This window comes from Micromonospora sp. NPDC049047 (genome assembly GCF_040649135.1).
GTDB lineage: Bacteria > Actinomycetota > Actinomycetes > Mycobacteriales > Micromonosporaceae > Micromonospora.
Genome location: NZ_JBEZEY010000017.1, coordinates 46738 through 67188, shown reverse-complemented (window position 1 = coordinate 67188; position 20451 = coordinate 46738). Strand labels below are relative to the sequence as shown.

12 protein-coding genes and 2 pseudogenes are annotated in these 20451 nt (G+C 71.0%); 8 read left to right on the top strand and 6 right to left on the bottom strand.

What is annotated here, in order from left to right; genetic code table 11:
- Nucleotides 1-9: 9 nt before the first annotated feature.
- The 3 genes from AB0B86_RS24040 to mce all read right to left on the bottom strand — a co-directional run bounded on the left by AB0B86_RS24040 (nt 10) and on the right by mce (nt 3688).
- A complete protein-coding gene (locus AB0B86_RS24040) occupies nt 10-1269 on the bottom strand; it encodes a DivIVA domain-containing protein (protein WP_357412255.1) in 1260 nt (419 codons plus the stop codon).
- 304 nt (nt 1270-1573) lie between these two features.
- Nucleotides 1574-2929 (bottom strand): crotonyl-CoA carboxylase/reductase, encoded by a 1356-nt coding sequence (ccrA, locus tag AB0B86_RS24035; RefSeq protein WP_357412333.1) that lies wholly within the window; start codon nt 2927-2929, stop codon nt 1574-1576.
- 282 nt (nt 2930-3211) lie between these two features.
- Complete coding sequence (gene mce, locus AB0B86_RS24030) at nt 3212-3688, bottom strand: methylmalonyl-CoA epimerase (protein ID WP_357412253.1); 477 nt, start codon at nt 3686-3688, stop codon at nt 3212-3214.
- 61 nt (nt 3689-3749) lie between these two features.
- On the opposite strand from mce, the gene AB0B86_RS24025 reads away from it, so the two are divergent.
- From AB0B86_RS24025 to AB0B86_RS23995, 7 genes and pseudogenes are all read left to right on the top strand, one after another.
- Entirely contained in the window at nt 3750-4949 is a 1200-nt protein-coding gene (locus AB0B86_RS24025) for an acetyl-CoA C-acetyltransferase (protein ID WP_357412251.1), read from the top strand.
- Nucleotides 4946-5950, top strand: a complete 1005-nt coding sequence (gene meaB, locus AB0B86_RS24020; RefSeq protein WP_357412249.1) for a methylmalonyl Co-A mutase-associated GTPase MeaB — start codon at nt 4946-4948, stop codon at nt 5948-5950. Before AB0B86_RS24025 ends, meaB begins: the two co-directional genes overlap by 4 nt.
- Before the next feature lie 363 nt (nt 5951-6313).
- Nucleotides 6314-6715: an Asp23/Gls24 family envelope stress response protein gene (locus AB0B86_RS24015; protein WP_357412247.1), complete on the top strand. Its 402-nt coding sequence runs from the start codon at nt 6314-6316 to the stop codon at nt 6713-6715.
- 376 nt (nt 6716-7091) lie between these two features.
- Nucleotides 7092-7334 (top strand): annotated as a pseudogene (locus AB0B86_RS24010) (hypothetical protein).
- Between the two features lie 94 nt (nt 7335-7428).
- Nucleotides 7429-9117 (top strand): methylmalonyl-CoA mutase family protein, encoded by a 1689-nt coding sequence (locus tag AB0B86_RS24005; RefSeq protein WP_357412245.1) that lies wholly within the window; start codon nt 7429-7431, stop codon nt 9115-9117.
- 234 nt (nt 9118-9351) lie between these two features.
- On the top strand, nt 9352-10275 hold the full coding sequence (locus AB0B86_RS24000; RefSeq protein WP_357419847.1) for a tetratricopeptide repeat protein: 924 nt from the start codon (nt 9352-9354) through the stop codon (nt 10273-10275).
- Between the two features lie 66 nt (nt 10276-10341).
- On the top strand, nt 10342-11703 hold the full coding sequence (locus AB0B86_RS23995) for an arginase family protein (protein ID WP_357412241.1): 1362 nt from the start codon (nt 10342-10344) through the stop codon (nt 11701-11703).
- Nucleotides 11704-11865: 162 nt separating this feature from the next.
- Here AB0B86_RS23995 and AB0B86_RS23990 read toward each other — a convergent pair whose 3' ends face one another.
- The gene (locus AB0B86_RS23990; RefSeq protein ID WP_357407087.1) at nt 11866-13830 is read right to left on the bottom strand and encodes a penicillin-binding transpeptidase domain-containing protein; all 1965 of its coding nucleotides are present in this window, start codon (nt 13828-13830) and stop codon (nt 11866-11868) included.
- 289 nt (nt 13831-14119) lie between these two features.
- On the opposite strand from AB0B86_RS23990, the gene AB0B86_RS23985 reads away from it, so the two are divergent.
- On the top strand, nt 14120-19201 hold the full coding sequence (locus AB0B86_RS23985) for an NAD-glutamate dehydrogenase (RefSeq protein WP_357407085.1): 5082 nt from the start codon (nt 14120-14122) through the stop codon (nt 19199-19201).
- Nucleotides 19202-19283: 82 nt separating this feature from the next.
- On the opposite strand, the gene AB0B86_RS23980 is transcribed toward AB0B86_RS23985, so the two are convergent.
- A complete protein-coding gene (locus AB0B86_RS23980; RefSeq protein WP_357407083.1) occupies nt 19284-19988 on the bottom strand; it encodes a class F sortase in 705 nt (234 codons plus the stop codon).
- Nucleotide 19989: 1 nt separating this feature from the next.
- A pseudogene (locus tag AB0B86_RS23975) lies at nt 19990-20451 on the bottom strand (hypothetical protein); the annotation flags it as partial.

Sequence of the window (20451 nt, the reverse complement as noted above, 5' to 3'; positions counted from 1 at the left end):
CGCCTCGCGTCAGCCGGCGGTCTCCGCCGGCACCCGATCCTGACCGCCCTCGGTCTTCTTGGCCTCCGGCTTGGCCGCCGGAGCAGCCGCCGGCATCCCCGGCACGATGCCGGCGAGCCCGGAGAGCATCTGGCCCAGCTGCGAGGTGACCGCGTCCTTCTGCCGGGTGAGGTCCTCGACCTCGCGGCGGGCGGCCTGCGTGGTCAGCTCCGCCTCGGTGCGGGCCTCGGAGAGCAGACGCTGCGACTCGGACTTGGCCTCGTTGAGCATCTTCTCGGAGTGCGCCTTGGCCTTGTCCACAGTCTCGGCGGCGTTGCGCTCCGACTCGACCCGGCGAGCCTCGGCGCGCTGCTCGATCTCCTTCGCCCGATCCTGAGCGGCCCGAGCACGCTGCTCGGCCTCGCTCACCATCTTCTGGGTCTGCGCGACCTGGGCGGCGTGCCGCTCGGACTCCTCGCGCTCGGACTTCTCCCGCCGCTCAGCCAGCTGGAGCTCCAGCGCCTGGAGGTCCTTGTCGCGCTTGTCCCGTGCGTCGGTGAGCAGCTTGGTCGCCTCGGCGCGCTTCTCCTCAGCCTCGCGGGCGGCCTTCGCCCGCTGCTGGGTGATCTCCCGCTCGGCGGTGGCCCGGAGGGTGGCGACCTCCCGCTCGACAGTCGACTTCAGCTCGGCGACCTCGTGCGCGGTCACGGTGCGCAGCTGCTTGGTCTCCCGGTCGGCGTCCGCGCGCAGCGTGTCGGCCTCCCGGCGGGCCTGCACCCGGACCTCGGCGGCCTCGCGCTCGGCGGTCGTGCGGAGGTTGCCCGCCTCGCGCTCGGCGCTCGCCTTCATGGCCGCCGCCTCGGCACGTGCCTTGTCGGTGATCTCGCGGGCCTCGAGGCGGGCTGCGGAGAGGATGCCCTCCGCCTCGCGCTTGGCCTCGTTGCGGTGGTCGTTGGCCTGCTCCTCGGCGAGCCGGAGGATCTGCTCGACGCGGGTGCCGAGCCCGGAGAGGGTGGGCCGGCTGTTCTCTTCGAGCTGCTTGTTCGTCTCGGTGAGCTTCTGCTCGAGCGCGCCCATGCGCTGCTCGGCCTGGCGGAGTCGACGCTGGGCGTCGTTCATCCGCTGCTCGGCCTCGGCGCGGGCCTGCTCGGACTGGGTAAGCGCGGCGGTCATCCGGCCGAGGAAGTCATCGACCTGGTGGGTGTTGTAACCGCGCAGGCCGACGGTGAAGTCTGGCTGCGAGTTCGCGTTATCGAAGAACGCGAGAGGGGAGGACTGCTGCTGGGGCATTGGGACATACTGGCAGACGCCCCAGGGTGCTTCGCAAGAGCGGTGCGCAGCTTTCGTGGCCTCTTTACATGGTCAACTCCCACCATCGGCGGGGCGGGACCAATCGGCGATCTTGGCAGGTCCCGGGCGGGTCGGACGCCACGCAGCGTGACGCGGAAAAGGGCCCCGGGGTTACCCCGAGGCCCTTTGTTCGATCCGGGTGGGTTTCCCGGTAATGGGAGCGGAAGAACAATGTCGATCGCCGCATTGGTCATCACGCGTTCATCCGTCCGGCTGGTCGGTGCCTCCGGTCCGCCGGTGCCGGTCAGTGCCCCCGGAACCGGTTGATCGCGTCCTCGTGCCGGGCCCGCAGCTCCCAGTCGCGCACGCCCAGGCCGTCGGTGGGCGCGAGGCAACGCACGCCGACCTTGCCCTGGTGGGCGTTGCGGTGCACCTCGTACGCGGCCTGACCGGTCTGCTCGAGTGAGTAGGTGCGGGACACCGTCGGGTGCACCTTGCCGAGCGCGACCAGACGGTTGGCCTGCCACGCCTCGTGATAGTTGGCGAAGTGGCTGCCGACGATCCGCTTGAGGTGCATCCAGAGGTAGCGGTTGTCGTACTGGTGCTGGAAGCCGCTGGTGGAGGCGCAGGTGACGATGGTCCCACCGCGCCGGGCCACGTAGACGCTGGCGCCGAACGTCTCCCGCCCCGGGTGCTCGAAGACGATGTCCGGGTCCTCGCCGGCGGTCAGCTCGCGAATCCGTTCGCCGAAGCGCTTCCACTCGTCCGGGTCCTGGGTCTCCTCGTCCTTCCAGAAGCGGAAACCCTCCGCCGCCCGGTCGATGACCAGCTCCGCGCCCATCCGGCGGCACAGCTCCGCCTTCTCCGGCGAGGAGACGACGCACACCGGGATCGCGCCACCGTTGAGTGCCATCTGGGTGGCGTACCCGCCGAGGCCGCCGGAGGCCCCCCAGATCAAAACCACGTCGCCCTGCTTCATGTTGGCCCCGTGGTGCGAGACGAGCTGCCGGTACGCGGTGGAGTTGACAAGCCCGGGGCTGGCCGCCTCCTCCCAGCTCAGGTGCCGTGGCTTGGGCATCAGCTGGTTGGCCTTGACCACCGCCAGCTCGGCCAGCCCACCGAAGTTGGTCTCGAAGCCCCAGATCCGCTGCTGCGGGTCGAGCATGGTGTCGTCGTGCCCGGCGGCGTCCTCGAGCTCGACGGAGAGGCAGTGCGCCACAACCTCGTCGCCGGGCGCCCACCGGGTCACCCCGGGACCGGTGCGCAGCACCACGCCGGCCGCGTCCGACCCGACGACGTGGTACGGGAGGTCGTGCCGGCGGGTCAGCTCGGAGACCCGGCCGTAGCGCTGGAGGAACTTGAAGGTGGGCAGCGGCTCGAAGATGCTCGTCCACACGGTGTTGTAGTTGATCGCGCTGGCCATCACCGCTACCAACGCCTCGCCCGGCGCCAGCTCCGGCGTCGGCACCTCCTGGACGTGCAACGCCTTGCGGGGGTCCTTGTCCCGGGTGGCCATGCCGTCGAACATCCGGGCCTCCTCGGCGCGGACCACCACGCCTCGGTAACTCTCCGGTACGGGCAGCCCGGCGATGCCTGTGAGTTCGCGGTCCGGATCGCTCGATTCCTCCGCCGCCATGATCGCTTCGAGGATGTCCTGCACGGTGACCTCCGGTTCGTCCGCACCCGCGCGGGCCCGGGTGCTGCCATCGTCGGCGCCGGTAGGGCACGACCGCCATGTCGGCATTCGACACATCCGACCCCGGTCGAGCTCCGGTGGAGGCGGACGTTACTGAACGGTAGCTAGGCCGGGAAGTCCTCTGTGAAAAACTGCATCCGCCGATGCGTGAAGGTGTCCGGCCGCCCCGCCAACCGCGCACTGACGTGCGCGGCCGACGGCTTCGACGGGCGCGGGCTACGTGATGCGGATCTTGCCGGGCGGGCGTCAGTGGGCGGTGGGGGCGGGCTGGACCAGTTCGACGAGGACGCCACCGGCGTCCTTGGGGTGGACGAAGTTGATCCGGCTGTCCGCGGTGCCGCGCCGTGGTGCGTCGTAGAGCAGCCGCATGCCCCGCTCGCGCAGCGCCGCGCAGGCCGCGTCGATGTCCACCACCGTGTACGCGACCTGCTGCACACCCGGCCCGTTGCGGTCCAGGAACTTGGCGATCTTCGACTCCGGGGTGAGTGGGGCGAGCAGTTGCACGCAGCCGCCCTCGGTGGTCGGCCCGACGGCGAGCATCGCCTCCCGGACGCCCTGCTCGGTGTTGGTCTCGACGTGCACGCAGCGCATCCCGAACGTCCGCTGGTAGAAGTCGATCGCGGCGTCCAGGTCGGCCACGGCGATCCCGACGTGGTCGATCTTGCGAAGCCCGATGTCTGTGACGGAGTCGGCACCGGGCTCGGCGGAGGAGTTCTCAGTCATGACGCTAGTCTGGCCGAACATTCGTTAAGGCGTACAGCACGGCACCCCCTCGGAGGCAGGCATGGCTTCGGTGATCGTCAGCGGCGCACGGACCCCGATGGGTCGGCTGCTGGGCAACCTCAAGGACCTCCCGGCCACGAAGCTCGGTGGGATCGCCATCAAGGCCGCGTTGGAGCGCGCCGGGGTCAGCCCCGACCAGGTCCAGTACGTGATCATGGGGCAGGTGCTGCAGGCCGGCGCCGGCCAGATCCCGGCGCGGCAGGCGGCGGTCGAGGCCGGCGTACCGATGTCCGTGCCGGCGCTGACCATCAACAAGGTTTGCCTCTCCGGCCTGGACGCGATCGCCCTGGCCGACCAGCTGATCCGGGCCGGCGAGTTCGACATCGTGGTGGCCGGTGGCATGGAGTCGATGACAAACGCCCCGCACCTGCTGATGGGTCAACGCACCGGCTACAAGTACGGCGACGTGGTGGTCAAGGACCACATGGCGCACGACGGGCTCAGCGACGCCTGGGACTGCTGCTCGATGGGCGAGTCGACCGAGCGGATCGGCACGAAGCACGGCATCACCCGCGAGGAGCAGGACGCCTTCGCCGCCGCCAGCCACCAGCGGGCCGCCGCGGCGCAGAAGAACGGCCACTTCGCCGACGAGATCGCCCCGGTGGTGATCCCGCAGCGCAAGGGTGACCCGCTGGTGATCAGCGAGGACGAGGGCATCCGCCCGAACACCACCGTCGAGTCGCTTGCCAAGCTGCGCCCGGCCTTCGCCAAGGACGGCACCATCACCGCCGGCAGCTCGTCGCCGATCTCCGACGGCGCTGCCGCCGTGCTCGTGATGAGCAAGGCCAAGGCCACCGAGCTGGGCTTGACCTGGCTGGCCGAGATCGGTGCGCACGGCAACGTGGCGGGCCCGGACAACTCCCTGCACTCGCAGCCGTCAAACGCGATCAACCACGCCCTGAAGAAGGGTGGCCTGAGCGTCGCCGACCTGGACCTCATCGAGATCAACGAGGCGTTCGCCCAGGTCGGCATCCAGTCCACCCGGGACCTCGGGATCAGCCCCGACAAGGTCAACGTCAACGGCGGCGCGATCGCGCTGGGCCACCCGATCGGCATGTCCGGCGCGCGGCTGGTCCTCACCCTCGCCCTGGAGCTGAAGCGGCGTGGCGGCGGCACCGGCGCGGCGGCCCTCTGCGGCGGCGGCGGTCAGGGCGACGCGCTGATCATCCACGTGCCGGGCAAGGTTGTGTCGGACCGGTGAGCGAGGCGGCCGAGCAGGTCCCGTCGGCGGGCACCACGTCGGTGCGCCGCTCCCGGGACGTACCGATGCTTGTCGAGCGGGCCCGCGCGGGTGACCCCCGCGCGGTGGCTCGGCTGATCACGCTTGTGGAGAACGGCGACCCGCTGCTGCCGGCGGTCGCCGCCGCGCTGGCGCCGTACGCCGGGCAGGCCCAGGTGGTCGGGTTGACCGGCTCGCCCGGGGTGGGCAAGTCGACAACCACCAACGAGCTGGTCCGCGCGCTGCGGGCGCAGGGGCACCGGGTCGGCGTGCTGGCGGTCGACCCGTCCAGCCCGTTCACCGGCGGGGCGATCCTCGGCGACCGGGTGCGGATGCAGGACCACGCCACCGACCCGGGCGTCTACATCCGGTCCATGTCCAGCCGGGGCCACCTCGGCGGGTTGGCCGCTGCGACGCCGCAGGCGGTCCGGGTGCTGGAGGGCGCCGGCTGTGACGTGGTGCTTGTGGAGACCGTCGGCGTCGGGCAGGCCGAGGTCGAGGTCGCCTCGCTTGCCGACACCACGTTGGTGCTGCTCGCGCCCGGGATGGGCGACGCGATCCAGGCGGTCAAGGCCGGCATCCTGGAGATCGCTGACGTCTTCGTGGTCAACAAGGCCGACCGGGACGGCGTCGACGCCACCGTCCGCGACATCCAGGGCATGATCGCCCTCGGTGAGCGTGGGCCGGGGCAGTGGCGACCGCAGGTGGTCCGCTCGGTAGCCGCCCGGGGCGAGGGCATCGACGACATCGCCGCCGCCATCGACAAGCACCGCGGCTGGCTGGTCGAGCACGGCGAGCTGCGCCGCCGCCAGGAGGCGCGGGCCGCCGCCGAGATCGAGGCCATCGCGCTCGGCATCCTCCGCGCCCGGATCGGCTCCCTGCGCGACGGTACGGAGCTGAGCACGCTCGCCGCCTCCGTCGCTGCCGGTGGCCTCGACCCGTACGCGGCGGCGGACACCCTGCTCGCCCAACTCGCCCGCTGAACAGGAAGGCGGCGCTTCACTGGGAGCGGTGCAGCGGGCCTCATGCAGCGAGATCGCGTAGCTCGTAGACCTGGACCGCCTCGGTGAGGCAGTGCCCGGCGCTCGCTTTCGGGTGATCATGAAGTTGTAGCGCCGACACGCCGACATCGGTGGTAATAACCTCATGATCGATCAACCGAGGGCACCGGCCGCTCCCGGCGGCGCCTAACACCTGCACTCATCGAGCGCTTGAGATTGATCGTCAGGGAGTTGGCGGCTCTACTTGCGACCGCGGGCCCCCGTCGCTGCGTCCAGATCGGTACGCTCGCACCCGCCCGACGGTGTTCGGGCTGGGCGGTGACGCGGCGAGCAGGGGAGCGGGACGTGAACCACGAGGCGACGCAGGAGTTGGGCGCGGTGTCGGTTCCAGCAGGCGGTACGACGCACGTCTCCGACGAGGTTATCGAGAAGATCGCGGTCGCGGCGGCTCGCGCAGTGCCCGGGGTGGCGGAGTTGGGCGGGGACGTGGCCCGATTCTTCAACTCGGTGCTCGACCGGGTCGGGTTGGATCAGGTGGGCGACGCCCGGCGGGGTTGCTCGGCCCACGTGACCGGCGACGCGGCAGTGGTCAACCTGGTGCTCGTCATCGACGCCGGCCAGCCGGTGCCCCAGGTCACCAGCGAGGTACGGGCACGGGTGACCGAGGCCGTCGAGGCGTACGGGCTGCGGGTCGACGAGGTCAACATCCGGGTCGACGACGTGGCGATGGGCGGCCCGGCCGCCTGACCGCGCGTCGAGACAGTGACGACCCGGCCGTCAGCCCTGGCCCGGCCGGGTCAACCTCGACCTCGTCGCCGGGTAGCACCTTCACCTCGCCCGTCGCGTCCCGGACCTCGAGGATCGGCACGCCATCGTCGAGCTGCATCGCTCGCCGCTCGATGCCGCTCGGCATCCGGGCGATGACCGAACTGACCGAACTGCCGGCGGCGAGTTCGACAGTGGTGCGCCGCGGGGTCTCACTAACCCTGGTGCTCTGGCCCCGGCTGGTGGTGACCAGGTCCTCAGAACGCAGAAGTGAGACCGCCATACGTACCGCGTCGCGGCCGATGCTGTGCTCCTGAGCCATCCGCGCCTCACTGGCCAGGGTCGATCCTGCCGGGAGATCTTCGTCATCCACCTGCCGGTGGTCGCTACCGACCTGGGCGGCGCGGTACGGCTGGCCCGGGTGGTGGCGCGGTGGGCCGACGTACTCGCCCAGGCCGAACCCGGTGAGACCACCCTCTCGGCCGAGGACGCCTAGTGCGTACGCCATCGGGTCTTCTGCGACCTGCGGCTCGACGGCGGCCGGCGCTGCCTGCTGCGGGCCGACCACGACGGCCCGTGCGCCAGGCGGTGGCTCCGGTGACGGTTACCCGTCGGTACGACGGGACTTAGCGATCGTTCAGGTATGGGCCCTACACTCGACCTGCCAGTCGAGGACCCGAGGAGGAGCCCTGCTCATGGACGCCGACGAGATCGACGCCGGACGGGCGCGTTGGCAGGCCCGCTACGACGCCGCCCGCAAGCGCGACGCTGACTTCACCACGCTCTCCGGGATGCCGGTCGAGCCGGTCTACGGACCGCCCGAGGGCAGCGCGTACCCGGGCTTCGAGCGGATCGGCTGGCCGGGCGAGTACCCGTACACCCGGGGCCTCTATCCGACCGGTTACCGGGGGCGGACCTGGACGATCCGGCAGTTCGCCGGCTTCGGCAACGCCCAGCAGACGAACGAGCGCTACAAGATGATCCTCGGCGCCGGCGGCGGCGGCCTCTCGGTCGCGTTCGACATGCCGACGCTGATGGGCCGCGACTCGGACGACCCGCAGGCACTCGGCGAGGTCGGCCACTGCGGTGTCGCGATCGACAGCGCCACCGACATGCAGGCGCTCTTCGACGGCATCGACCTGGCCGACGTCACCACCTCGATGACCATCTCCGGCCCGGCGGTGCCGGTGTTCTGCATGTACCTGGTCGCCGCCGAACGGCAGGGCGCCGACCTGTCCAAGCTGGACGGCACCCTGCAGACGGACATCTTCAAGGAGTACATCGCGCAGAAGGAGTGGCTCTTCGACCCCGAGCCGCACCTGCGCCTGATCGGCGACCTGATGGAATACTGCGCCGCCGAGATCCCGCGCTACAAGCCGCTGTCGGTCTCCGGCTACCACATCCGCGAGGCCGGCTCGACCGCCGCGCAGGAGCTTGCGTACACCCTGGCCGACGGTTTCGGGTACGTCGAGCTGGGCCTCTCCCGCGGCCTGGACGTGAACGTCTTCGCGCCGGGGCTGAGCTTCTTCTTCGACTCGCACCTCGACTTCTTCGAGGAGATCGCCAAGTTCCGCGCCGCCCGCCGGATCTGGGCCCGTTGGCTGCGCGACGTCTACGGCGCTACCAGCGAGAAGGCACTCTGGCTGCGGTTCCACACGCAGACCGCCGGGGTGTCGCTCACCGCGCAGCAGCCGGTGAACAACGTCGTACGTACCGCCGTCGAGGCCCTCGCGGCAGTGCTCGGCGGCACCAACTCGCTGCACACCAACGCGCTCGACGAGACCCTGGCGCTACCCACCGACGAGTCCGCCGAGATCGCCCTGCGTACCCAGCAGGTGCTGATGGAGGAGACCGGCGTCGTCAACGTCGCCGACCCGCTCGGCGGCTCCTGGTACGTCGAGGCGCTGACCGACAAGATCGAGGCCGAGGCGGAGGAGATCTTCGCCCGGATCCGGCAGCTCGGCGGCGACGGGCCGCACCAGATCGGCCCGATGACCTCCGGCATCCTGCGCGGCATCGAGGACGGCTGGTTCACCGGGCACATCGCCGAGTCGGCCTTCGTCTACCAGCAGGCCCTCGAAAAGGGCGACAAGAAGATCGTCGGGGTCAACTGCCACACCGGCACCGTCGCCAAGGAGTTGGAGATCCTGCGCATCTCGCACGAGGTGGAGCTGGAGCAGCGCCGGGTGCTGGCCGCGCGCAAGGGCGCCCGGGACGAGGCGGCGGTCCGGACGGCGGTGGCCAGGATGGTCGACGCCAGCCGCACCGACGAGAACATGATCCCCGCGATGCTCGACGCCGTTCGCGCCGAGGCAACCCTCGGCGAGATCTGCGACGCCCTGCGCGCCGAATGGGGCACCCACCGCGAACCCGCCCGCTTCTGACCACCCCACCCCCGCGTTTCCCCCCGCCCCGCAACCCCCGCGAATCGTGCACCTGCGGTCCCGGCGAACGGCCTGAAAGCCGCGTCCCGCCGGGCCGGAAGTGCACGATCGCGAGGTTGCGGCGTGGGGTGCCGGGCGGGGGTGCCGGGCGGGGTGGAAGGGCAGGGTGAGAGTTGCAACGTCGGGGTTGTGGGTGACCTGAGAACGGCGGGTCACGTGCGAGACTAGGTAACCATGAGCGACCCACGGATCACCTCGTCGATCTTCACCCGCGGCGCGGTCGACCTCAGCAACCTGCGTGGCCCCGCACCAGCCAGTTCCCGCCCCGGCACGCCCCCGCAGGGCGGCCCGTCCAACGGCACCCCCGGCGCCCCCGCCGCCGGCGGAAGCACCGCCATCGTCGACGTCACCGAAGCGACAATCCAGTCCGAGGTGCTCGAACGGTCGATGGCCATGCCCGTCGTCGTGTTCTTCGGCGCGGCCGGCTTCCCGGAGAGCGACGAGTTCGCCCCGGTCCTGGAGCAGTTGAACGCCGAGGGCGGCGGCACCTGGGTGCTGGCCCGGGTAGACGTGCAGGAAAATCCGCGCATCGCCCAGATGTTCCGGGTCCAGGGCATCCCCATGGTCTACGCGGTCGTCGGCGGGCAGCCGGTCGACGCCTTCTCCGGTGTGGTGCCCGAGCCGCAGCTGCGCCAGTGGCTCCAGGCCGTGCTCAAGGCCGGCGGCGTGACAGTCGCCGAACCGGAGGACCCCCGCCTCGACGAGGCCGACGACGCGCTGATGAGCGGTGACCTGGACGCCGCCGAGCAGGCGTACAAGAAGATCCTCGCCGACGCTCCGGCGGACGCCGCGGCGACGGCCGGGCTGGCCCAGGTCGGGGTGGCCCGCCGGGTGGCCGGCGCGGACCCCGCCGCCGCGCTGGCCGCCGCCGAGAGTGCCCCCGACGACGTGGCCGCGCAACTGCTGGCCGCCGACATCGAGGTGCTCAGCGGCCTGGCCGAGCAGGCGTACGCCCGGCTCGTCGGTCTGGTCCGGCGCACCGCCGGAGAGGACCGGGAGACCGCCCGCCAGCACCTGGTCTCGCTCTTCTCCATCGCCGGCCCCGACGATCCGGCGGTCGCCTCGGCCCGCCGGGCCCTGGCCAGCGCCCTGTTCTGAGTTCGAAGCACGCCAGCGCGGGCCGGCGTTCCGGCCGGCCCGCCCGACAAACGAGGACGGGAGCTCATGATGCGCCGGATCGCCGTCCTCGACGCGCCGACAAATCTCGGTCTGCGGCCACCGACGTCCACGTCGGTCCCGGGTTGCGCCAAGGCACCCGGCGCGCTGCGCGACCACGAACTGCTGGCCCGGCTCCGCGCCCGCGACGCGGGCTGCGTCACCCCGGCTCGGTACGACCCGGGTGACTGGCGGCCCGGCGACGGGGTGTGCCACGCCCGGGAGATCGCCGACTACTCGCTCGCCCTCGCCGAACGGATCGGCTCGATCATCGACCGGGGTGAGTTCCCGGTGGTGCTGGGCGGCGACTGCTCAGTGCTGCTCGGCTCGGCGCTGGCCATGCACCGCCTCGGTGAGGCAGTCGGCGGCCGGATCGGGCTGGTCTTCGTCGACGGGCACTCCGACTTCCGGCACCCCGGCAACGCCTCCTACGTGGGAGCGGCAGCCGGGGAGGACCTGGCCCTCGTCACCGGTCGCGGCCAGGCCGACCTGGCCGCGATCGAGGGTCGCCGGCCGTACTTCCGCGACATCGACGTGGTGGTGCTCGGCATCCGAGCCCAGGACGAATACCGGCTCGACCTGCAGGCCGCGGGGATCACCACCCGACCGGTGCCGGCGCTGCGCGCCGAAGGCGCCGCCCGGACGGCGCAGTGGGCGCACGAGCAACTCGCCGACTGCGCGGGCTACTGGGTGCACATCGACGTGGACGTGCTCGACCCCGCGGTGATGCCCGCCGTCGACGCCCCCGACCCCGGTGGGATCGCCTTCGCCGAGCTGGAGATCCTGCTCGCCGGCCTGGTCGACACCCCGCACTGCCTCGGCGTGGAGCTGACCGTCTTCGACCCCGACTACGACCCGGACGGCTCGTACGCGGCCGAGATCGTCAACACTGTCGTGGCCGGTCTGGCCCCGGTGACCGCCCCGGAGGCCGTGCCGCCCCGGCTGCTGTCGTCCCGGCCGACCCCCAACCCCCGGCGCGCCGCCCCCACCGAGCGGGTGGAGAGGTCCAGTGGCGTGGAGCGGTCCGGTGGTGTGGGGCGGCTCGACGGTGTGGAGGGGCTTGCGCAGCGGCGGGATGGGCGTGGCGCTGCGAGGCTTGCCGGCGTCGACAGCCCCGGTGCCGAAATGGCCGATGCCGACGGCACCCGCGCGGTCGAGGCGGAGCAGTCGGGTGTGCCCGGACCTGCCTACGTCGAGCCGTCGGGGGCGGCGGCCGTGATCCCGGTTGCGACCGAGCGCGAACCGGTCGGCCCGCCCGCTTCGGCCGGCCCGGGTCTGCTCCGGCGAAACTCGCCGCCCGCCCAGGACTCTTCCGGCCCGAACTCAGCCCGGGAAAAGGGAGCAGATCTCCACAAAGCCGACACCGCCTGACCCGCTCGCGACCGCTGGCTGCTGATCGACTCGCGTTCAATGAAAATCGCGGTGTCCGATCGCGTCGGATAGGGCAGTTTCAAAGAACGCGAGTCGATCAAGGCCGCAGCGGTCAAGGCCGCAGCGGTCAGGGCCGCAGGGGTCGGGGCGCAGCGGTCGGGGTCAGGGGGTCGGGAGGGCGCGGAGGAAGCGCTCGGCGATCGGGACGGCCGACGCCGTGCTGGCGCCACCCTTCTCCACGAAGACGGCGAACGCCACGTCGCCCCGCCAACCGACGAACCAGGCGTGGGTGTGGGCCGGGTTGTCGTCGTACTCGGCGGTGCCGGTCTTGCCGTACACCTCGCCCGGCACATCCTTCAGCGCGCTGCCGGTGCCGGTGGTGACCACCTCGCGCATCATCGCCCGCAGGGCCGCTACCGATTCTGGCTTGAGTTGCTCGCCCGGCGCGACCGGCTTGGCCGGCGCCGGCTCGATCAGCAGCTTCGGTTGCTCGAAGCGGCCCCGGGCGACCGCCGCGGTGGCACCGGCCATGGCCAGCGGGCTGACCAGCGTGGTGCCCTGCCCGAACGACGCTGCGGCCTGCTCGGCCAGGCTGCCGCCGGTCGACACCTTGCCGGTGAAGGCGTCCGTGCCAAGATCCCACTGACCCTCCAGGCCCAACGAGCGGCCGGCGGCGGCCAGCCCGTCGCCGCCGAGCTTCGGTGCCAACGAGGCGAACGCCGTGTTGCAGGACTTGGCGAAGTCGGTGCGGAACGGCACCGAACCGAGCTCGAAGTTGTCGGAGTTCTTGAAGGACCGGCCGTCCACGGTGAAGGTCTTCGGGCAGGCCACCGGCCCGTCCAACGTGACCGCGCCCCGATCAAGGAGGCCCAGCGTGCTCACCATCTTGAACGTGGAGCCCGGCGGGACCTGAGCGGTGAAGGCCAGGTTTTCCCCGGCCGGTCCGGGGCCGTTCGCCGCGGCCAGCACCGCACCGTCGCTGATCCGCAGCGCCACCAGCGCGGAGCGCCGTGGCTCGGCGCGCAGGGCCCCGTCCGCAGCGTTCTGGACGGTTACGTCAAGGGTGGTCTTCAGCGGCTGACCCGGCTGCGGCTCGCGGCGGAACAACTCGGCGCCGGTGGGCTCCAGTTTGCCGCCCTCGGCGGGACGCTCGACCACCACTGTCAGCCCGGGGCCGCCGCGCAGCTGCTCGTCGTAGCGGCCCTGGAGCCCGCCGTGCCCGACCAGGTCGCCGACGACGTACCGGTCGGGGTGGGCGGCGAGGTCGTCGGCCTGCGCCGGGTCGACGGTGCCGAGCAGTGCCCTGGCGAATTCCCGGGTCGGCGCCAGGTCGATCTTGTCGGAGATGAACTTGGTGCCGGGCAGGTCGTAGATCCGGGGCTTGATCTGCCGGTACGCCTCCTCGCGGAGCGACACCACCTCGACGAAGGCGCCCGGCTCGGCCTTGGTCACCCGCTCGGGCAGGTCGGTCAGGTCGACCGCGGGGACCAGAGCGGGACGGATCGCCTTGAACGCCGCGTCGAGGTCCTTCACGAGCTTCTTGAGGTCGGTGACCCCGTCGGGCTGCACGCCGACCCGCACCACCGGCCGGGGGGTCACGATCGGCTGCCCGGCAGCGTCAAGCACCCCGGCGCGAGGGCTGGGGTCGCGCCGCAGCGCCAACCGGTCGCCCTTGGTGAGCTGCTCGTGCACCACCTTCGGCTCCCAGATCACCTGCCACTGGTCGTCGTCGCCCTGGGAGAGCCGGACCTCCCGGTCGTACGCCCAGCGGGTCTGACCGGGCAGGTTCCACTCCACCTGCACGGTTGTGGTGGCGATGTCCGCGGTGACCGCCGGCTCGCCGCGCCGGGTAAGCGTGGGCGGGGTCGCCGCCAGCTCGCCGGAGAGCTCCTTGATCTCGCGACTCACGTCTGTCGCCGGCAGCTTGCTGCCGGTCGGGTCGATCAGACCGACGGCCTGGAGATCGCCGCTGCGCCACCCGGCGAGGAAGGCGTCGAGGGTCTTCTCCGGCCCGTCGTCACCCGAGCAGCCGGCCAACACGCCGGCCGTGAGCAGCGCCGCGGTGAGGGCGGCGACCACCCGGCGGACGGGGTTCGGCCGGTGGGGCCGGGGGTACGACGAAGACATGAAGCTGGTCCTTCCGATCTCGGAGCGCCTTCGCACGGTAGTACGCCGACGTCGTCCCCAACGTCCCCCAGGGCGGTGGCCGGGCTCAAAGACGGGCCGGGCCGGTGTGATGAACATCGCGTGGCGGGGTATCCCGCAGCCGGCCTACCTCGGACCCGCAACGGGTGAAAGGACAAAGTCCCGATCCGGACGTCTGGCCAGTGGTCCGCCGACGAAGGTGTGGAACGGCAGGGCCTAGGCTGGGCGGCAGAGTGACCCACAACGCGGTGGGTCGAGGGGAGTGGCACCGATGGACCGGCGTCCGGCGATCAAACCGGAACCCGACCTCCGGCAGGATGACTCCGGCCGGGACGACGACAGCTTCGATTCGGCGACCGACGGGGACGGCTACGGCCGGCTCGACACGGGCGTCACCGGGCTGACCGGGTCGAGCATCGACACCATCTACGATCTGGGCCTGCCCACCGAGGCGTTGGCCGACGACGTGGAGGACGCCGAGCTCGACGAACCCGTTCCCAACGCGGAGCGCCTGGTGGCTCAGGCCGTCGCGCTCGCGGGGGACGACCACGACGCGGCGACACTTGTCGGCCGTTTCTGGCGGTTCGCACCGGACGAGGAGCTGGTCGGCTTCACGGCGGAGGAGATGCTCGACGCGGCCCGGGCGCACCGGGACCTCGCCCAGCAGCGGGTTCCCGGCGAGTTGAAGCTGCGGATCCACGAGCCGCACGCCGACCAGCACCACACGGTCGTCGAGATCGTCACCGACGACATGCCGTTCCTCGTCGACTCGGTCACCGCGCTGCTCAACTCGTACCACCTGGACGTGCACCTGCTGGTGCACCCGCTGGTGGTGGTCCGGCGCGAGCCGCTGGGCCGGCTCACCGAGGTCTCCGCGGACGTGGAGCCGGACGACGCGATCGCCGGCGACATCATCGAGAGCTGGATGCGGATCGAGATCGACCCGGTCCGGGACGCGGCCGAGCGGGATCGGCTGCGCCGCGAGTTGCAGCGGGTGCTCACCGACGTGCGGGAGGCGGTGGAGGACTGGCCGAAGATGCGCCAGCGTGCCCTCGCCCTCGCTGACGAGCTGGCCTCCGCGCGTACCGCCGACAACCGGCCACCGGTGCCGGAAAAGGACATCACCGACTCGGTCGAGCTGCTGCGCTGGTTGGCCCACGACCACTTCACCTTCCTCGGCTACCGGGAGTACCGGCTGGTGGACACCGCAGGCGGCGGTGCCCAAGACACTGTCGACGGCAAGGCGTTGGAGGCGGTGCTCGGCACCGGTCTGGGCATCCTTCGCTCCGACGCTCCGGAGGCCCGGCCGCTGGCGTCGATGACACCCGAGGCGCACGAGAAGGTGTTGGAGAAGCGCCTGCTCATCATCACCAAGGCCAACTCGCGGGCCACAGTGCACCGCTCGGCCTACCTCGACTACATCGGCTTCAAGATCTTCAATGAGGCCGGCGAGGTGATCGGCGAGCGGCGTTTCCTCGGCCTGTTCTCCACCGCCGCGTACCGGACCAGCGTCCGGGAGCTGCCGGTGGTGCGCCGCAAGGTGGCCGAGGTGCTGGACCGCTCCGGTCTGAGCCGGCGCAGTCACTCCGGCAAGGATCTGATCCAGATCCTGGAGACCTACCCGCGCGACGAGCTGTTCCAGATCAAGACCGACGACCTCTACCACGCGGTGATCGGCGTACTGCGGATGGCCGGCCGCCGGCAGCTGCGGGTCTTCCTGCGAAGGGACGCGTACGGGCGGTTCATCTCCTGCCTGATCTACCTGCCCCGGGACCGCTTCACCACCCAGAACCGGCTGCGCATGCAGGACATCCTGCTGCGCGAGCTGAACGGTGTCGGGGTGGACTACACCACCCGGGTCACCGAGTCGATGCTGGCCCGGGTGCACTTCATCGTGCGTACCGACCCGACCCGGCCGCCCGGCGAGATCGACGCCGACCTGTTGGCCGAGGAGTTGGCCGACGCGACCCGACTCTGGGACGACGACTACCGGCTGGTGCTGGAGCGCAAGCTCGGCGACGAGCAGGCCAAGCACCTGTTCACCAGGTACGCCGACGCGTTCCCGGAGGGCTACAAGGACGGGCACACGCCGTACGAGGCGATGAAGGACCTGGCGAAGCTGGAGCTGCTTGAGGAGCCCGGCCAGCTGGAGATGCACCTGTTCCGCAAGCAGTTGGCACCCCGCCCCGGCACCCGGATGCCCGGCGCGGACCTGGCCGAGGCGATGGACGTCCGGTTCAAGGTCTACCGGTACGGCGAACCGATGATGCTCTCCGCCGTGCTGCCGGTGCTGCACTCCCTCGGGGTGCGGGTCGTCGACGAGCACCCGTACGAGGTGGACCGGATCGACGGTCGGGTCTACCTGTACGACTTCGGCCTGATGCTGCCCGAGGGGCACCACGAGCTGGCCGAGGTGCGCCCGCACGTGGAGAACGCGTTCGCGGCGGCCTGGCGTGGCGAGGCCGAGGTGGACCGGTTCAACGAGCTGGTGCTGCGCGGCGGGCTCACCTGGCGGCAGGTGGTGGTGCTGCGGGCGTACGCGAAGTACCTGCGGCAGGCCGGCACGGTCTTCTCGCAGGACTACATGGAGCAGACCTTCATCGCGTACCCGAAGCTCGCCGCGTTGCTTGTGGAGCTCTTCGAGACCCGGTTCGCGCCGGGCGAGGAGACCACCGAGCAGCGGCAGCAGCGCAGCGGTGAGCTGGTGGAGCAGATCCGGGCCGGGCTGGACGACGTGGCGAGCCTGGACCAGGACCGGATCCTGCGCTCGTACCTGACGCTTATCGAGGCGACCCTGCGAACCAGCTTCTACCAGAGGCGGGAAGACGGGCGGCCGAAGGCGTACGTGGCGTTCAAGCTCGACCCGCAGGCCCTCCCGGACCTGCCGGCGCCGCGCCCGAAGTTCGAGATCTTCGTCTACTCGCCCCGGTTCGAGGGCGTGCACCTGCGGTTCGGGCCGGTGGCCCGGGGCGGGTTGCGCTGGTCCGACCGCCGCGAGGACTTCCGGACCGAGGTGCTCGGCCTGGTCAAGGCGCAGATGGTGAAGAACACGGTGATCGTGCCGGTGGGTGCCAAGGGCGGCTTCGTGCTGAAGCAGAAGCCGGGCGACCGGGACGAGGCGGTAGCCTGCTACCAGGAGTTCGTCGGCGCGATGCTGGACGTCACCGACAACATCGTCAGTGGGCAGATCGTGCCTCCCGAGGACGTGGTCCGGCACGACGGCGACGACCCGTACCTGGTGGTGGCGGCCGACAAGGGCACCGCGACGTTCTCCGACATCGCCAACGAGATCTCCAAGGCGCACAACTTCTGGATGGGCGACGCGTTCGCCTCCGGCGGTTCCGCCGGCTACGACCACAAGAAGATGGGCATCACCGCCCGGGGCGCCTGGGAGTCGGTGAAGCGGCACTTCCGGGAGTTGGGCCTGGACACCCAGACCCAGGACTTCACAGTGGTCGGCGTCGGCGACATGTCCGGCGACGTCTTCGGCAACGGGATGCTGCTGTCCGAGCACATCCGGTTGGTGGCCGCCTTCGACCACCGGCACATCTTCCTGGACCCGGAGCCGGACGCGGCCACCTCGTACGCGGAGCGGCGGCGGCTGTTCGATCTGCCCCGGTCCTCCTGGGAGGACTACAACCCGGAGCTGATCTCGGCAGGTGGTGGCATCTTCCCGCGTACCGCGAAGTCCATCCCGATCACCCCGCAGGTCCGGGCGGCGATCGGCCTGGACGACGACGTCACGCAGATGTCGCCCCAGGACCTGATGAAGGCGATCGTCACCGCCCCGGTGGACCTGTTCTGGAACGGCGGCATCGGCACCTACGTCAAGGCGTCCAGCCAGACCAACGCCGAGGTGGGCGACAAGTCCAACGACGCGATCCGGGTGGACGGGCGCAACCTGCGGTGCCGGGTCGCGGGCGAGGGCGGCAACCTGGGCTGGACCCAGCTCGGCCGCATCGAGTACGCGTTGACCGGTGGCCGGATCTACACCGACTTCATCGACAACGCGGCCGGCGTGGACACCTCCGACCACGAGGTGAACATCAAGATCCTGCTGAACACGGCGGTGGCCGACGGTGAGTTGACCACTGCCGAGCGGGACGAGCTGCTGGCCGGGATGACCAGTGAGGTCGCGGAGTTGGTCCTGCGGGACAACTACGACCAGGCGCGGGCGATCAACAACGCCCAGGCGCAGGCCGCCTCGCTGCTCCCGGTGCACCGCCGGATGATCAACGAGCTGGAACGCTCCGGTGCCCTGGACCGGGCACTGGAGGCGCTGCCGCCGGACGAGGAGCTGGCGGTCCGCAGCGAGTCCGGCCTGACCGCGCCGGAGTTCGCGGTGCTGCTCGCGTACGTGAAGATCGTCCTGGAGCGGGAGATCCTCACCGAGGGCCTGGCCGACGAGGAGTGGACGACCGAGGTCCTGGTCAACTACTTCCCGACGCCGATGCGGGAGCGGTTCGCCGACCGGATGGGCCGGCACCGGCTGCGCCGGGACATCGTCACCACAGTGCTGGTCAACGAGGCGATCAACCGGGGTGGCATCTCGTTCATCTTCCGGGTGGTCGAGGAGACGGCGGCCAGCGCGGCGGACGTGATCCGGGCGTACGTGGTGGTCAGCGAGGTGTTCGGGCTGCGCGACCTGTGGGACGCAGTGGAGGCGCTCGACAACAAGGTCGCGCCGGAGCTACAGACGAGCGTCTACCTGGACACCCGCCGGCTGCTCGACCGGGCGGTGCGGTGGCTGGTCTCCAACCGGCGCTCGCCGATCGACGTACCGGCCGAGATCGCCCGGCTGCGCGACGGCGTCACCCGCCTGTTGCCGGGGCTGGAGGAGCTGTTCTACGGCAACGAGCGGCAGGGCATCGCCGCCCACATGGACTCGATGACCGAGCGTGGGCTGCCCCGCGAGTTGGCGGAACGCGCGACCCGGCTGATGTACAGCTTCGGTCTGATGGACGTGGTGGAGACGGCGAACGCCAGCGGGCGGGACGTCAGCGAGGTGGCCTCGGTCTACTTCGTGCTCTCCGACCTGTTCCGGGTGGACTCGCTGCTGTCGAAGATCTCCCTGCTGCCGCGGGAGGACCGCTGGCAGACGTTGGCCCGGATGGCGCTGCGCTACGACCTGTACGCCGCGCTCGCCGCGCTCACCGCGGAGGTGCTCGACTCCACCCCGGACGACCTGCCGCCGCACGAGCGGGTGCAGCAGTGGGAACAGTCGAACGCGACTTCGATCCACCGCGCCCGGCGGGCGATGGGGGAGTTCGACGAGTCCCGGGCGGATCTCGCCGCCCTGTCGGTGCTGCTGCGCCAGATCCGCACCCTGGTGCGCACCTCCGCAGCCGCCTGAGTCGAGGTACGCCGGACGCGGTCCGGCCGGTCGGGTCACCCCGATCGGCCGGACCGCGTTTCGTGTTTCGTGCCGTCCCCGATCAGGCCACCAGGGTGGCGAAGACGACGATGTTGTCCCGATAGCTCTTGGCGGCCTCGTCGAACTGACCGCCGCAGGTGACCACCCGCAGACCGGGCCGGTCGCTGGGCCCGTACACCAACTCGGTGGGAAAGGCGGTCTTCGGGTACGACTTCACCGAGTCGACCTGGAACGTGGCCGGCTGACCGTCCGCCCGTCGCACGGTGATCGAGTCACCGGGCACGAGGGAACCGAGGTCGAAGAAGACGGCCGGACCGAGCTTCGCCGAGTCCACGTGCCCGACGATGACCGCGTTACCGGTCTCGCCCGGGCTCGCGCCCGGCTCGTACCACCCAGCCTGGTCGGCCTGCTCCAACGGGGGGACCTGGACGGTGCCGTCCGGGTTGGTGCCGAGGGACAGGATCGTCGCGTTGACGCCGATCCGGGGGATCTCGATGCTTGTCGGCGCGGAACGGGCCAGCCCGTCCGGCACCTGCGTCTGGTCCACCGACTGTCCGTCGACCGGCGGAACGGCACTGGTCGTTTCGGCCGGCCCGCTCACCTCCGGGCCGGCCTGGGCCAGCGGCTGTGGCGGGCGGGCTGGGGGCGTGGTCCGCACGGCGAAGCCGATCATGCCGGCCCCGATCATGGCCATGGTGACGACGACGGCCGCGCCGGCGGCACGCCACGGTCTCCCGTGACGGCCGCCGGCCCGTGTCGTCGTCACGTCAGACGAGCGAACCATCGGTCCGCCGACGACGCATCAGCACGATCCCGCCGAGCGCGGCAGCGCCGAGCAGGCCCGCCCCGCCGGTGGCCAGGCCACGGTCGGCACCGGTGCTGGCGCCACCGTCACCACCGTCGACGCCGCCGTGCGGCAGCACGACGAGCTCGCCCTCGCCGCACGAACCCTTGAGTTCGTAGCGACCCGGCTTGGCGTCCTTGTCGACAGTGGCCTCGCCGTAGTAGACGAACTCGCGCTCCTTCTCCCAGCTGTCCTCGTCGGAGCCGTGCTCGTCGCGGGAGTCCCAGCTCTTGTCGGAGCCGTGTTCGTCCTTGGATTCCCAGCCCTTGTCCGAGCCGTACTCGTCCTCTTCGCGGGAGTCCCAGCTCTTGTCGGAGCCGTGTTCGTCCTTGGATTCCCAGCCCTTGTCCGAGCCGTACTCGTCCTCTTCGCGGGAGTCCCAGCT